13 protein-coding genes are annotated in these 14,764 nt (G+C 70.3%); 7 read left to right on the top strand and 6 right to left on the bottom strand.

All coding sequences use genetic code 11. The features are described from left to right. Nucleotides 1-645, top strand: a 645-nt coding sequence (locus ACTIFU_RS17610; protein ID WP_439579624.1) for a M20/M25/M40 family metallo-hydrolase, incomplete at its 5' end; no start/stop codon positions are given. 274 nt (nucleotides 646-919) lie between these two features. On the opposite strand, the gene ACTIFU_RS17605 is transcribed toward ACTIFU_RS17610, so the two are convergent. After that, nucleotides 920-1,210: a hypothetical protein gene (locus ACTIFU_RS17605; protein ID WP_439579623.1), complete on the bottom strand. Its 291-nt coding sequence runs from the start codon at nucleotides 1,208-1,210 to the stop codon at nucleotides 920-922. A 188-nt stretch (nucleotides 1,211-1,398) separates the two neighbouring features. Further along, nucleotides 1,399-2,163, bottom strand: a complete 765-nt coding sequence (locus tag ACTIFU_RS17600; RefSeq protein WP_439579622.1) for a GntR family transcriptional regulator — start codon at nucleotides 2,161-2,163, stop codon at nucleotides 1,399-1,401. 19 nt (nucleotides 2,164-2,182) lie between these two features. Between ACTIFU_RS17600 and ACTIFU_RS17595 the strand changes: the two genes are divergently transcribed. Genes ACTIFU_RS17595 through ACTIFU_RS17570 form a run of 6 tightly spaced genes read left to right on the top strand, consistent with a single transcriptional unit; the run spans nucleotide 2,183 to nucleotide 9,685 of the window. Next, nucleotides 2,183-3,499 carry a M20 family metallopeptidase gene (locus tag ACTIFU_RS17595; protein ID WP_439579621.1) on the top strand — a complete coding sequence of 439 codons (1,317 nt, stop codon included), beginning with the start codon at nucleotides 2,183-2,185 and terminating at the stop codon, nucleotides 3,497-3,499. Further along, on the top strand, nucleotides 3,496-5,058 hold the full coding sequence (locus ACTIFU_RS17590; RefSeq protein WP_439579620.1) for an ABC transporter substrate-binding protein: 1,563 nt from the start codon (nucleotides 3,496-3,498) through the stop codon (nucleotides 5,056-5,058). The genes ACTIFU_RS17595 and ACTIFU_RS17590 overlap by 4 nt, the downstream gene beginning before the upstream one ends. 6 nt (nucleotides 5,059-5,064) lie before the next feature. Then, nucleotides 5,065-6,012, top strand: coding sequence for an ABC transporter permease (locus ACTIFU_RS17585; protein WP_439579619.1), 948 nt, complete (start codon nucleotides 5,065-5,067; stop codon nucleotides 6,010-6,012). Next, complete coding sequence (locus ACTIFU_RS17580) at nucleotides 6,005-6,829, top strand: ABC transporter permease (RefSeq protein ID WP_439579618.1); 825 nt, start codon at nucleotides 6,005-6,007, stop codon at nucleotides 6,827-6,829. Before ACTIFU_RS17585 ends, ACTIFU_RS17580 begins: the two co-directional genes overlap by 8 nt. Then, complete coding sequence (locus tag ACTIFU_RS17575) at nucleotides 6,826-8,472, top strand: dipeptide ABC transporter ATP-binding protein (RefSeq protein WP_439579617.1); 1,647 nt, start codon at nucleotides 6,826-6,828, stop codon at nucleotides 8,470-8,472. Before ACTIFU_RS17580 ends, ACTIFU_RS17575 begins: the two co-directional genes overlap by 4 nt. After that, complete coding sequence (locus ACTIFU_RS17570; protein WP_439579616.1) at nucleotides 8,462-9,685, top strand: M20 family metallopeptidase; 1,224 nt, start codon at nucleotides 8,462-8,464, stop codon at nucleotides 9,683-9,685. The genes ACTIFU_RS17575 and ACTIFU_RS17570 overlap by 11 nt, the downstream gene beginning before the upstream one ends. A 109-nt stretch (nucleotides 9,686-9,794) precedes the next feature. On the opposite strand, the gene ACTIFU_RS17565 is transcribed toward ACTIFU_RS17570, so the two are convergent. The 4 genes from ACTIFU_RS17565 to ACTIFU_RS17550 all read right to left on the bottom strand — a co-directional run. Next, complete coding sequence (locus ACTIFU_RS17565; RefSeq protein WP_439579615.1) at nucleotides 9,795-11,084, bottom strand: M20/M25/M40 family metallo-hydrolase; 1,290 nt, start codon at nucleotides 11,082-11,084, stop codon at nucleotides 9,795-9,797. Further along, on the bottom strand, nucleotides 11,081-12,355 hold the full coding sequence (locus ACTIFU_RS17560) for a M20/M25/M40 family metallo-hydrolase (RefSeq protein WP_439579614.1): 1,275 nt from the start codon (nucleotides 12,353-12,355) through the stop codon (nucleotides 11,081-11,083). Before ACTIFU_RS17560 ends, ACTIFU_RS17565 begins: the two co-directional genes overlap by 4 nt. A 5-nt stretch (nucleotides 12,356-12,360) precedes the next feature. Then, nucleotides 12,361-13,629 (bottom strand): M20/M25/M40 family metallo-hydrolase, encoded by a 1,269-nt coding sequence (locus ACTIFU_RS17555; RefSeq protein ID WP_439579613.1) that lies wholly within the window; start codon nucleotides 13,627-13,629, stop codon nucleotides 12,361-12,363. After that, the coding region (locus ACTIFU_RS17550) for a M20/M25/M40 family metallo-hydrolase (protein WP_439579612.1) at nucleotides 13,626-14,764 on the bottom strand (1,139 nt) is incomplete at its 5' end. The genes ACTIFU_RS17550 and ACTIFU_RS17555, both read right to left, overlap by 4 nt.

Raw genomic sequence — 14,764 nt, 5'->3', positions numbered from 1 at the left:
CCGGGTGGCGGGGTAGTGGTGGGGCGCGGCGCGGTCGGCGCGGTGTATCTCCGTGCGACGGGCGTGACCGCGCATTGCGGCAGTTATCGCGAGCACGGCGCCTCGGCGGTCTCGGCACTCGCAGCACTAGTCGGCCCGCTCGAGGCGCTGACCGATCCGTCGCGCGGGCTCACCGCGACAGTCGGGATCTTCCGCGGCGGTGCCGCGCGCCAGGTGGTGCCCGGTGACGCTGAGATCCATCTCGACCTGCGCGCGCCGGACGCCGCCAGCGCCGAGGCGCTACTCGCCGACGTGCGCGCGATCGCCGCGCACCCACCCGCTGACCCGCGCGTGACGGTGGAGATCGCCGGCGGCTTCGGCCGACCGCCCTTCCCGACCAGCGCGGGCACGCGTGGGCTCTATGCCTGGGCCGAGGAGGCTTGCGCCGCACTCGGCCAGCCGGTCCACGACGTGATCGCGCGCGGCGGGTCGGACGGCTCGTTCGCCGCCGGGCTCGGCGTGCCGACGCTGGACGGGCTCGGCGCAGTGGCGCACGACACATGCAGCCGGCGCGAGACGGTCGAGGTGTCCTCGATCGTGCCGCGCGCTGCTGTGCTCGCGCATCTGATCGCCTGTGCCGCCGAGGGGCGCAAGCTTCCGCGCTGAGCGTGCATGGAACCCGGCCTGGCCGGTGCGTGACCGTCATCGGCAAAGCGCGGCCCCGGATCCCGAAGCCGAGCAAAGTCGCGGTCATCGGCGGCGCGATCGCGGCATTCGCAAGACCGCTGGCGGAGGCTTTGTTGCCAGACAACTCGGTCAGCCGACGGCATGCCGCCTCGTCAGCCCCCGCATGGACTGGCCGATCCCCGAGTTCGGACTCCGGCGAGCAGGCGCCGGCTCGATGCGCGCACGACCAATCGGCTGTGCGACAGCTCGGCCACTAGGCGCCGCGCGCCACCGTGAGCGCATCGCTCCCGTCGGCATTGTCGATGGCGGCCTCCCGCCGGATCTGCGGCAGGGTGAGCGTGCGCGGCACGGTGGCGCCCGAGGCGGGGAACACCCGTTGGCGGCGGTACTGCTCGGCGGTGAGCGCGACGTCGCCGGCGCCAAGATCGACGGTCAGCACGTCGGTCACGGCACAGTCGAGCAGGTCGACCGCCTGGTTGATGGTGACCTCCTTCTGCGCCTGGGCGGCAGCCACGTGCGGGACGGCAAGGTTCGGGCTGCTCATACGATCGCTGCTCCTCGGCGGCCGCGACCAGCCGGAGCGCAGTCGCTCGACCATCAGCATTCGACCCAGCGGCGTGGTTCGGGCATTCTCATGGGCGTCCATCTGGGGCTCTGAGTGGGCGGTTGACGGTGTGGCAACCACAGCCAACCAACTCAGCCCCGGAGGGACAACCTCCATAGCAAGGACATCTAGCTGACTTCGTTGACGTAGCGGTGTGCCGCTGTCGAGGCACGCTGCGTGGTCAGCAGCACCGGGCTGCCCGCTTGATCGAACACCGTCGCCTCGATCACCAGCACGGCTGCCGGGTCGCCCAGCGCGAGCAGGCGCCGGTCCTCCTCCGTCGCGGGCTCGGCAGCGAGTTCCTCGCGCACTGCGGTGATGCGGATGCCATAGGCCTCGTTCAGGTGGAGGAACAGCAGCTCCGGCACCGTCGCCGGTGCACGTGGGAACGCGGGCACACGCGCGGCCGGGATCCGATAGAGGTCGATCATCACGGGCGCGCCGTCGACCATGCGCAGACGCGTCAGGCGGAGCAGTGTTGTGCCGGGTGCGACGCAGAGCCGCCGCGCATCCTCGGTCCCGGCCAGAATCTGCTCCAGCGCCAATGCCACCGCGCGCGATCGCTTGAGCGATCCATCGGCGCCATGCAGGCGGAAGTAGCGGAAGAAGAAGCGCAGCGAATGCTCGGGGCTGCGCCCGGTCACGACGGTGCCGACGCGCGGACGGCGCGTGAGCAGCCCCTCCGCCACCAGGTCGCCGAGCGCGCGCCGCACCGTTCCGACCGCGACACCGAACTGCTGCGCGAGCATGACCTCGCCGGGCAGCACCGCGCCCGGTGCCCAGCGTCCCATCAGGATCTCCTCCGAGATCTGGCGCTTCAGCCGCTCGTGCAGCGGCGCGAAGCGGGTTTCCGAGGCGGTATCGCTTGACAGGGGCCGGGGTTGGCTGCGCACACTACACTTCTATAGAGAAATGGGGGGCGCCGCAATCGACACGCAAGTCGAACGGAGTGCGCTGGAGTGTGCCGCGGGCCGTATCGCGGCCGAGCAGCCCGCCTGGATCGCGCTGCTCGAACGCCTGATCGCGGCCGATACGTGCTTCCCTCCGGGCGCGGGCTATGCCGCCTTTGCCGACCTGCTGCAGGATGCGTTCACCCCGCTCGGCTTCCGCTGCCGCCGCGTCGAGGCGCCGCCGTCGCTCTGGCAGGCCGAGGGCAGCCAAGCCGAGGGCGCACGCATCAACCTGATCGCCGAACCGGCCGAGCGGCGGCACCCCGCCTGCGGCATCTACGTGCACACCGACACCGTGCCGCCGGGCGAGGGCTGGACGCGTCCGGCGCTCGCGCTGACACGCGAGGGCGGCCGGCTCTACGGTCGCGGCACCGCTGACATGAAGGGCACGATCGCGGCGATCTTCGCCGCGCTGCGCGCAGCGCGGACGGAAGGCGTCCCGCTCGCGCTCGATCCGGTACTGCTGTTCTGCACCGACGAGGAGGGCGGGCTCTATCCGGGGGTCCGCTACCTCGCCGAGCAGGGCATGATCGAGGGCGAGCAGCTGATCTGCCTGAACGGCGGCGCGGTACCGCGACTCTGGGCCGGCTGCTTCGGCAGTCTCGACCTCGCGATCCGCATCGAGGGGCGGGCGGCGCATTCCGGCGATCCGACTGCCGAGGCGGTGAACGCGGTCGAGGCCGCGCTGCCGATCCTCGCGGCGCTGGCGGCGCTGAAGCAGCGCGTCGAAGCGCGTGTCTCCGCCCTGCCTGCGCCGCCGCATCGTGCCGGGCCGCTCACGGCACGGCTCAACGTCACTGCGATTCATGGCGGGGCCAAGGGCTCGGCGCTGCCTGGGCTGTGCACGATCCTCGTCAACCGGCGCGTGATGCCGGAGGAGACGATGGAGGCGGCGCAGGCCGAGCTGGAAATGGCGGTCGCCGACGCGGCCCGGGAGAGCCGGGCGCGCGTCACGACTGCCGTGGCCGGCCGGCTCGACCCGGTGATCGACCCCGATGCGCCCGGACGGTTCTGGCCGCGCTGGCAGGCAGCGCTCGCCTGGGGCTTCGGCTGGGATCCTGGATCGTTTCGCCGCTGGGGCGCCTCGTCGAGCTCCGACATGGGTTTCGTGCAGCGCGCCGGCATCCGCGAGATCCTGCTCGGCGGCCTCGCCCGACCCGACAACCACGTCCACGCCGCGGACGAGTTCACCACCATCCAGGACGTGACCGCGCTCGCGCGTGCTCTGCTCGTCTATCTTGCCGACCTACCGATCCCTCGAGGAGGACCCGAGCCATGACCACCGACACCTCGCGCCGTTCCCTGCTCACCGGTACGGCCGCGCTCGGCGCCACGCTCGCCCTGCCGCGCGGTGCCGTGGCCCAGGCCACGCCGCGGCGCGGCGGAACGTTACGGCTCAGCGTCGATCAGGCGGCGGCCAAGCTCAATCCGCTGCTGACGCGCGTCAATCCCGAATACCTCCTGGCCGAGCTGCTCTACTCCGGACTGACGCGGCTTTCCACCGACATGACGCCCGAGGCCGACCTCGCCGAGTCCTGGTCGGCGAGCGACGACCTCGTCACCTGGACCTTCGTGCTGCGCGACGGCGTGACCTTCCATGACGGCTCACCCTGCACCTCCGCCGACGTGGTCGCCTCCTTCGAGGCGATGCTCGATCCGACCACCGCCTCGCCCGCGCGCAACAACATCGGCCCGATCGCCAAGGTGGCGGCGGAGGGTCCACGCCGCGTCGTATTCACGCTGCGCACTCCCTATGCCGATCTGCCGGTGATGCTCGCCTACACCAATGCCCGCATCATCCCCGCCTCGCTCGCGAAGGGCGACGCGCTGAAGCGGCTGGATCGCGAGGCGGTCGGCACCGGACCATTCCGCCTGGTCTCCTACGAACCCGAGCGGCTGGTCGTGGTGGCGCGCAACCCCGCCTACTACGACCGTGCGCGGCCGTATCTGGAGCGGATCGAGATCGTGGTCTATCCCGACCCGACCGCCGAGAGCTCGGCGCTGATCGCGGGCGACACCGACCAGATGATGCTCGCCCTGCCGACCGAGTACGCGCGGCTCCAACGCGCGGGCGGCGTGCGGGCGCTGCGCACGCCCTCGGGCCAGTTCTGCAACCTGAACTTCGGCTGCGACACCGCACCCTTCAACGACATGCGCGTGCGCCAAGCGCTTGCACTCACGGTCGATCGCCAGGCGATGGTCGATTTCGTGGTCGAGGGCTACGGCACGCCCGGCAACGACACGCCGCTCAACTCCGCCTACCTCTATTACCGCGACATCCCGCTGAAGCGCCCCGACATCGCGGCGGCGAAGCGCCTGCTCGCCGAGGCGGGGCACGCGAACGGGCTGAAGGCGACGCTGATCGCCTCCGACCGGCCGGCCGTGCGCACCCAGTTCGCGGTCGCGCTGCGCGAGATGGCGCGGCCCGCGGGGTTCGAGCTTGAGGTGCAGACCATGCCGCACGCCACCTATCTCGAGCAGGTGTGGCGCAAGGGCAATTTCTACATCGGCTTCTACAACATGCAGCCGACCGCGGACGGCATCTTCTCGCTGCTCTACACCTCGAACGCGACCTGGAACGAGACGCGCTGGAACAATGCCGCGTTCGACCGGCTCATCGAGACCGCGCGCGCGACCGTCGACCAGGCGAAGCGGCGCGAGCTCTACGGCGAGGCGCAGATGCTGATGCACCGCGAGGTGCCCTCGATCATCCCGGTGTTCTTCGATCTGCTCGCCGCCCAGCGCACCTACGTGCAGGGGTTCGGGCTGCACCCGCGCGGGGCCGTGTTCCGGCTTGACCATGTGTGGCTCGGCGAGGGGGCGCCGCGACGGGGCTGAGCGGAGATGTCCGGGCGCTACCTCGCCCGTCGCGTCCTCCTGATCCTCTATACCCTGCTGGTGGTGTCGATCCTCGTGTTCGGCATCACCCAGGTGCTGCCGGCCGATGCCGCGGTCATGGTGATGGGCGAGGCGGCGACGGATGAGCAGCTTGCCGCGCTGCGCGAGCGGCTCGGGCTGAACGACCCCGTCTGGATGCAGTTCCTGCGCTGGTTTGGAGGCGTGCTCACCGGCGATTTCGGCACATCCATGCGCAACGGCCTGCTGGTGCTGCCGCAGGTGATCGAGGCTTTGTCGCGCTCGCTGCTGCTCGCCGCGCTGTCGATCGCGCTGATGCTCGCGGTCGCAGTGCCGCTGGGGATCGTCGCGGCGGTGCGGCGCGGCGGTGCTGCGGATGTCGGGCTCGGGCTTGTCTCCTATGTCGGCATCTCGCTGCCCGAGTTCGTCACCGCCACGCTCGCGATCCTGGTCTTCGCCGACATCCTCGGCTGGCTTCCCGCCACCGGGTACGTGCCGCTGACGGAGGATCCCGGCCGCGCGTTGCTGCATCTCGTGCTGCCGGTGTCCACCGTCTCGCTGATCATGGTGGCACACGTCTCGCGCATGGTGCGCTCGGAGATGGTGGACGCGCTGCACACCGATTATGTGCGTGCCGCGCGGTTGAAGGGCCTGCCGGAGCGGTTGGTGCTGCGCCGACATGCGCTCCGCAACGCGCTGCTGCCGACCATCACGATCGTCGCGCTCGATGTCGGCTACGTACTCGGCGGCATCATCGTCGTGGAGGAGATTTTCGCCATCCCCGGGATCGGGCGGCTGCTGATCGTCGCGGTGCAGAACCGCGATCTGCCGATGATCCAGGCAGGCGCCCTGGTGATGGCCGCGACCTACGGACTGATGAACTTCGCCGCCGACCTCGCCTATGCGGCGCTCGACAAGCGCATCCAGTATGGCTGACCTCGTCCGCCGCCTGCTTCGCACGCCGCAGGGTGCGGTCGGGCTCGCGCTCGTGGCCCTGGTGCTGGTGATCGCGCTCGCAGGCCCGGCGCTCGCGCCCTACAGCCCCGAGGCGCTGAGTCCGCTGCGCCGCTACCGCCCGCCGGGCCCCGAGTTCTGGCTCGGTACCGACCAGCTCGGCCGTGACATCCTGAGCCGGCTGCTCGCCGGCGCGCGCGCGACCGTGCTGCTGGCGATGCTCGCGACCGTGCTCGGCACGCTCGCCGGCGCGCTGATCGGCACGACCTCGGCCTATCTCGGCGGGCGGATCGACGAGGCGGTGATGCGCACGGTCGATGCCGTGATGGCGCTGCCGTCGCTGCTGCTCGCGCTGCTGATCGTCTCGGTGCTGGGGCGCGGCGCCGAGAACGCGGTGCTCGCCATCGCCGTCGCCTTCACCCCCGGCATGGCGCGCATTACCCGCTCTGTGGCGCTCGCCGTGCGCCGGCAGGACTACGTGAGCGCGGCGATTGCGCGTGGCGAGGGGACCGCCTACATCGTGCTGCGCGAGATGCTGCCGAACGTGATCGCGCCGATCGTCGTGGAGATGAGCATCCGTGTCGCCTTCGCGGTGATGCTGTTCGCCACCCTCTCCTTCCTCGGCCTCGGCGCGCAGCCGCCCGCCTCCGAATGGGGGCTGATGGTGAGCGAGGCGCGGCGCTTCATGCATCTCAGCCCCTGGATGATCCTCTGGCCCGCGCTTGCGATCGCGCTCGTCGCGATCGGCTTCAACCTACTCGGCGACGGACTGCGCGACGCGCTGAACCCGCGCACATGAGCGTCACGGACGACAGCGCGGCGCCGACGCTGGAGATCGCCGGCTATACGCTCGACTACGCCACGCGGGCCGGCCCGGTGCGCGCGCTCGATGACGTCTCGCTCACGGTCAGCCGCGGCGAGGTGGTGGCGCTCGTGGGCGAGTCCGGCTCCGGCAAGACCTCGCTCGCCTGGGCGGTGATGCGCTACCTCGCACCCAACGCGATCGAGCGGGCGGGCACGATCCGGCTATCCGGCACGGATCTGCGCGCGCTGCCGCCGGCGGCGCTGACAAAGCTCCGCGGCGCGCGCATCGGCATGGTGTTCCAGGACCCCTCGGCCTCGCTCAACCCGACGCTGACGCTCGGGCGGCAGATCACTGAGGCGCTCGAGGTGCATCGCGGACTTTCGCCGCGGCAGGCGCGCGCGGAGGCCGAGGCGAGTTTCGCCCATGTCGGCCTCCGTGACCCGAAGGCGATGCTGGACCGCTATCCGCATGAGGCCTCGGGCGGGGAGAAGCAGCGCGTGGTGATCGCCACCGCCTTCGCCTGCCGGCCCGACTGCATTCTGTTCGACGAGCCGACCACCGCGCTCGACGTCATCACCGCGCGCCAGATCCTCGACCTCTTCGCCACCCTCCAGATGGAGACCGGGGTGGCCTCGCTCTACATCTCGCACGACCTCGCGATCGTCGCCTCGCTCGCGCAGCGTGTGGCGGTGATCCATCGCGGCCGCATCGTCGAGCAGGGGAAGACGCGGCAGGTGTTCTCCGCCCCGCGCCACGACTACACGCGCGGGCTGGTCGATGCCGTTCCCGATCCGGCCCGCCGGCTCGTCACCATCGCGCCTTCGGCGGATACCGCACTCGTCGAGGCGGAGGCGATCACGGTGCGCTACGGCCGGCCGAGCCTGCTCGCCGGACTGTTCGGGCGACGCAGCACCGAGGTGATGGGGGCGCGTGAGGTGAGCCTGGCGCTGCGGCCGGGCGAGATCCTCGGCATCGTCGGCGAGTCGGGCTCGGGCAAGTCGACGCTCGCGCGTGCGCTCACCGGCCTCGCGGCGTTCGAGGGGCAGCTCATGGTCGGCGGGCGCGCGATCGCTGGCGCGGCGAGCATGGACCGTGAGTACCGCCGCCAGGTGCAGATCGTCTTCCAGCACCCGGACTCCTCACTCAACCCCCGCCAGCGCGTGCGCGAGATCCTCTCGCGCCCGCTGCGGCTCTACGGCGGCGGCACCCCGGCGCAGGCCGTGCCCGCACTGCTCGACTCCGTGCGCCTGCCGGCCGAGTTCGCCGACCGCTACCCGCACCAGCTTTCGGGCGGGGAGAAGCAGCGCGTGGCGATCGCGCGCGCCTTCGCCCCGCGGCCGCGCCTGGTGATTTGCGACGAGGTGACCTCCTCGCTGGATGTCTCGGTGCAGGCGGCGGTGGTGCGGCTTCTGGTCGAGCTCCAGCGCGAGACTGGCGTCGCCTATCTCTTCATCAGCCATGACATCAACCTGGTGCGCCAGATCGCGCACCGGATCGCGGTGATGCATCGCGGCCGGCTTGTCGAGACGATCGATGTCGAGACGCTTGCCGCGCGCGGCCCCGCCCATCCCTACACGGCCGAACTGATCGCCGCGGTGCCGCGGCTCGAGACAGGAGGAAGCAGCCATGTCGCCTGAGGACCTGATCCGCCGCGTGGACGAGCGCGCGAGCCTCGATCTCCTCGCAGATATGGTGCGCCACCGCAGCCACACCCAGACGCCGGGCGAGCGGCGCATCGTCGAGTTCATGGCGGAGCGGATGCGCGAACTCGGGCTCGAGACCGAGCTCCAGACGGTGGAGGGCGAACGCGCGAACGCGATCGGCACCTGGCGGGGGACGGGCGGCGGGAAGAGCCTGATGTTCAACGGCCATGTCGACACCAATCCAGTGACTGAAGGATGGACCGTCGATCCGGTCGGCGGCGTGATCGACGACCGCTTCATCTACGGCATCGGCGTCTCCAACATGAAGGCGGGGGATGCGGCCTATTTCTGCGCGGTGAAGACGCTGATCGACGCCGGCATGCGGCTGAAGGGCGACGTGATCCTGACCTACGTGGTGGGCGAACTGCAGGGAGGGGTCGGCACACTCGCCGCGATCCGCCACGGGCTGCGCGCGGACTACTTCATCAACGCCGAGCCGACCGACCTTCAGGCGCTGACCATGCACGCCGCCGCCTTCACCTTCATCATCGAGCTCACCGGCATCACCCGCCACCTCTCCAAGCGCGAGGAGGCGGTGGATGCCATCACGGCGGCCTGCGCGCTGATCCCGCGCCTGAACGCGATGACTTTCTCGGGCGCGCCAAGCGAGGCGCACCTCGCGATCAACCGCTGCCATGTCGGCGTGGTGCACGGCGCGCTCGGGCACGATCTCGCCGAGTGGCGGCCGCCGCAGGTAGCCGACTTCGTGCGCATCAGGGGCTCGGCGCGCTACGCGCCCGGACAGAGCGAGGCACAGGTGCTCGCCGACATGCGCGCGGTGCTCGACGACCTCGAACGCCGCTTCCCCGGGCTGAAGGCCACGCTCACACCCGAGCACCTCGTCGGCCGGCCGATGATGCCGACCTTCGAGGTTGCGCGTGACTCGCCGATCGTGCAGGCGGTGAACCGCGCCTACTGGATGGTGCGCGGCACCGACCAGCCGACGGGCGCGATCCTGCCGCCCGGGTTCTACGGCACCGATGCCGCGCATCTGAAGCACGAAGCCGGCATGGAGGGCGTGGTCTGCGGCCCGGGCGGGCGCTACAACACCATGCCGGACGAGCGCGTCGACATTCCCGACTATCTCGACATGATCCGCATCTACCTGCTGGCCATTCTGGAGATCTGCGGCGTGGCGGAAGGATGAGAGGCGCTGACCTCGCGGTGGGCCCTCATCATCCCTACGGATTGCGGGCAGCTATCTGGTATCGACACCCTGCTGTCGAGGTCCGCGCGAGCCGCCGACGAACCAGACGTCAACCCGATTGCACACCCGCTGGCTGGGCGCCGCTGAGCCACTGCCAACCCGCCAAGGTGTGCGTGCGCACGACGTGCAGGAACTCGTCGACACGCACACCCTCGTCCGTACCGCCCATGCCTTCCGGTGAGGGGCCGTAGACGAAAGCGGGCACGTCGCGCCGGCGCCAGAAGCGGCAATCGGTCCCGCCGAGCGAGATCACCGGTGCCGGCCGGTATCCCGCCAGGCGCTCGACCGTGTCCTGCAGGATCCCCACCATCGGGTGCGCCGGCTCCGATAGTGTCGGATCGACGGGGGTGCGCGGCGGCAGCTCGATGCTGACCTCGGGGAACCGGGCGCAGATGCGCTGCACCGCGTCCATCATCTGCGCCGATGTCACGCCCGGCGGCAGCCGGATATCGACGCCGATGTCGCATTCGCCGGGCAGCATGTTCACCGTCACGCCGCCCGACAGCGTGCCGATGTTCAACGTAACGCGCTGCGCGACCTCGGCCGCGCCCCTGCCCAGGCCTCGGTCATAGGCGTCGATCACCTCCGGCCGCGCAAGCAGAGCCGAGACATGTGGCGGCAGCGTAGGGCGGATCGTCTCGACCTCCGCAAGCGCTACGATCAGGTTCGCCGCGATGCGCGTCGCACTGGCGGAGAGATGCGGGTAGGCCCCGTGGCCGCCCTTGGTGCGCACCTTCAGCGTGAGCCAGAACATGCACTTTTCACCGAAGCGCAGCGTGTGGGGCGATGAGGGTTCGGCATTCAGCACGCAGTCGCCCAGCACCTCGGCGCCCAGATGCTCGGTGAGATACTCCGCGCCCCAGCGCCCACCGGTCTCCTCGTCCGACACGACTGTCAGCGTCATACGCCCCGCCGTATCGCCGATCAGCCGCGAGAGGTAGAGATAGGCGAACAGCGAGGCCGTGGTGCCGGCCTTCATGTCCACCGTACCGCGTCCCCACACACGCCCATCGGCGAGCTCGCCGCCCAATGGATCACGCGTCCAGCGGCTGCGATCGCCGATCGGAAAGACATCGATATGTCCGTTCAGCACCAGGTGACGCCGTGGCGCCGCGGCGGATGCAGTGGCGACCAGGTTAGGATTGTCCTCCTTCGGCGCGATAGTGCGGAACGCAAGACCGTGCGCGTCGAGGAACCGCGCGATCAGCGCCGCGCCTCCCCGCGTGTCGCCGGGCGGATTGCAGGTGTCGATGCGCGTGAAGTCCTGCAGGAAGGCGATGATGCGGTCGCGATCCTGCTCGATCCATGCGAGCAGCCGTGCGGCGTGATCGGAGGTCATCGTCCTTCCCCAGACCAGGCAGCTAGGTAGCGCGCGGCGGCGAGTGTGTGCGTGCGCAGAATGTGGACGAAGTCCTCAACCACGATGTACTCGTCCGCGGCACCCATCGACTCGGGTGAAGGGCCGTACACATAGGCGGGTACGCCGTGATGGCGCCAGAGCCGCGTGTCCGTGCCGCCGAGCGTGATCACCGGCACGGGCGCGCGACGACCGAGGTCCTGCACCGTGCACGAGAGGATGCGCATCATCTCGCCGTCGGGATCCGACCAGTTCGGCGCGTCCTCGGGCGGGGAGATCTCCTCCCAGGTCGCCTCCGGGAACTCAGCGAGGACGCGCGCGACATGCGGGCGCAGTTCGTCCTTCGTCAGGCCCACCGGCAGGCGGATATCGGCCTCGATCCGGCATTCCGAGGGCAGCACGTTCATCTTCAGCCCGCCCGACATGCGGCCGATGTTGAGCGTCACCTCCGGGATCACCGCCGCATGGCCGGCGCCGCAGCCCTCGTCGATCTGCCGCGCGATGTCAGGGTCGCGGAACATCGCCACAAGGTTGTCGGGTGCGCGCACAGGGATCCTCGTCACCTCCTCCAGCGCCTTTGAGATGCGCGCGGCGATCTTGTTCGCCGACGCCGAGGCGTGGGTGTAGGCGCCGTGCCCGCCGCGCGTGCGCACGGTGATCGCGACCCAGTAGGGCGACTTCTCGCCGAAGCGGACGCAGTGGGGCGAGGACGGCTCGCCGGAGAGCAGGCAGTCGCCCAGCATCAGGTCGCGCTGGTGCTCGAACATCCAGCGCGCACCCCAGGGGCCGAAGGTCTCCTCGTCAGACACGGCGGTGAAGGTGACGCGGCCTGCCAGACGGTCACGCACCGCGTGCAGGAGCAGGAAGGCAGCGAGCAGCGAGGCGAGTCCGCCCTTCATGTCGCAGGCGCCGCGGCCGTAGATGCGGCCATCAGCGATCTCGCCGCTCCACGGCCCGCGCGACCACTCGTGCTCGGCCACCGGGAAGACATCCATGTGGCCGTTCAGCACCAGGTGCCGACCCGGGCGCGCGCCGTCGAAGCGCGCGACGACGTTCGGCATCTTAGGGTGCGGGGAGAACACCTGCGGTGCAATGCCTGCTCCGCGCAGCGTGGCGATGATCAGATCGGCAACGCTGCGCGTGTCGCCGGGCGGGTTCGGCGACGGGGCGCGCAGCAATGCCTGGAGCAGGCCGAGCGCCTGGTCGCGCCCGGCATCGACCCGATCGAGAAGCTCCCGTGAGAGCGTGTCCATCCCGATCATCGTGCCTCCAGATACGCGGCCGCCGAGAGCGTATGGACACGAACCACGTTCAGGAACTCCTCGATGGCGACGGACTCGTCGTAGGTGCCGACCAGATCGAAGGCGCAACCGTAGATGTAGGCGGGGATACTGGCGTTGCGCCAGAACCGGGCGTCGGTCGCCGCGAGGGTAATGACCGGCGCGGGGCGGATGCCGGCGATGCGCGTCGCCGTGTCCTGGATGATGCGCAGCATCTCGCCTTCGGGGTCGCACCAGTTCGCGCCCTCCTCCTCCGGCAGGGACTGTTCCTCGACCGTCACCTGCGGGAAGTCGCGCAGGATTTCCTGCACCATCCGCATCACGCGCCGCTTGGGGACGCCGACCGGCAATCGGATATCCGCCTCGACACGGCATTCGGAGGGGATCATGTTGGTCTTCAGCCCACCCTCGATCATGCCGATGTTCAGCGTCACCGACGCCACCGTGTCTCCCGCACCGGCGCCAAGCCCGGTCTCGAGCGCGTTGCGCACGACCGGATCTGCAAGATTCCGCGCCACCGCCTCCGGCATCTCGGGACGAAGCGCGGTCACAGCCTCGAGCCGCTCGATCAGCTCCGCGGCGATCTTGGTCGCGCTGTCGGACAGGTGGACGTAGGCGCCATGTGCGCCCCGCGCGCGGACGGTGAAGACCAGCCAGAGCGGCGCCTTCTCGCCGTAGCGTACCGTGTAGGCAGAGGACGGCTCACCGTTCAGGCAGCAATCGCCGCGGACGAGGTCCGGGTGGTGGGCGAACAGATCGCCGGTGCCCCAGCGCCCGCCGGTCTCCTCGTCGGACACCGCTGTCAGCGTGAGCCGTCCGGCAAGCCGGTCGCGGCGCCGCGCGAGCAGGGCGAACGCGATGAAGGACGCGGTCGTGCCGCACTTCATGTCCGCGCTGCCGCGGCCGTAGAGCCGCCCGTCCTCGATCGCGCCGGACCACGGCGAACCATGGCGCCAGCGCGCATCCTCGCCGGCGGGAAACACGTCGATATGGCCGTTCAGCACGAGATGCCGCCCGGGCCCGCCGAGCGCCAGGTCGGCCACCAGATTCGGCCATTCCGGCTGGGGGTCGATCGTCTGGTAGGCGAGGCCATGGCGGTCGAGGAAAGCGCCGAGGAAGCGCGCCGCCGCGCGCGTCTCGCCCGGCGGATTCGGTGTCGCGATGCGGACGAGGTTCTGGAAGAAGCGGACGAACTCGTCACGCCGGCGGTCAATCTCGGCCAACAAATCCTGTTCCAGCGCCGTCACGCGCGGTCCTCCCCGGTCAGATAGTCAAGCGCCGAGAGGGCGTGCACGCGCACGACCCTCAGCCACTCGTCGATGTCAGTGTGCTCGTCGGGCATGGCGACATTGGTCGCGGTGGTGCCGTAGCTGAAGGCCGGCACGCCGCGCTCGCGCCAAAGCCGCGCATCGGTTCCGGCGAGGCTCGGGATCGGCTTCACCTGCCAGGCCGCCACGGCCGCTGCGTTGCGCTGGATATGGCGCACCATCGGATGGGCGGGGTCGGACCAGCGCGGCTCCTGCTGGAAAAGCACCTCGATCCGTGCCGCGGGATGGCGCGCGACGATGTCGCGCACGCGCGCGATCAGGTCCGCCGGGCGCGTGCCCCAGGGCACGCGGATATCCGCCTCGATCCGGCAATGACCTGGCAGCATGTTCACTAGCGTCCCGCCGTTCCAGCAGCCGATGTTGAGCGTCACCGCGCCCATGGTGCGCGCCGCCCCCGGCAGATGCACGCGATCGATTTCCTCCGCGCCGGCGGCGATCGCGGCCGCGACCTCGGGCGGAAGCTGCGACGGGGCGTGCTCGATCGCCGCGAGGTCCCCGATGATCGCCGCGGCGATCTTGGTGGCACTCGGGCTCTTGTGCGTGTAGGCGCCGTGGCAGCCCATGGTCTGGACCTCGATCGCGAACCAGAGCGGCGCCTTTTCGCCGAAGCGCACGGTCGTCGGCGCGCCCGGCTCGGCATTCAGCAGGCAGTCGCCCAGCACCTCCTCGGCGTGGTGCTCGACCAGAAAGCGCGCACCGGCCGGGCCGAAGGTCTCCTCGTCCGATACCGCCGTGAGCGTCAGCGTGCCGGCGAGGCGATCGCGCAGCGCGTGCAGCCAGCAGAACAGCGCGACCATCGAGGCCGTCCCCTGCTTCATGTCGCTGCTGCCGGTGCCGAAGACCTTGCCGTCGGCGATCGTGCCGCCCAGCGGGTCATGGCGCCAACGCTCGGCGCCCGCGACGGGAAAGGTATCGACATGCCCGTTCAGCACGAGGTGCCGGCCGGAGCGCGCGCCCTCGACGCACGCGAGGATGTTGGGTCGTGTCGGATCGGGTCCGACGAGACGGAACGGCACGCCGCGCGCGCCCATCCAGTCGGTCAGGACGGTGGTGG

Origin of the sequence: Elioraea sp. (assembly GCF_051860475.1) — a bacterium.
Classification (GTDB): Bacteria; Pseudomonadota; Alphaproteobacteria; order Acetobacterales; family Acetobacteraceae; genus Elioraea.
This window is presented reverse-complemented; position numbering and strand designations above follow the sequence as displayed.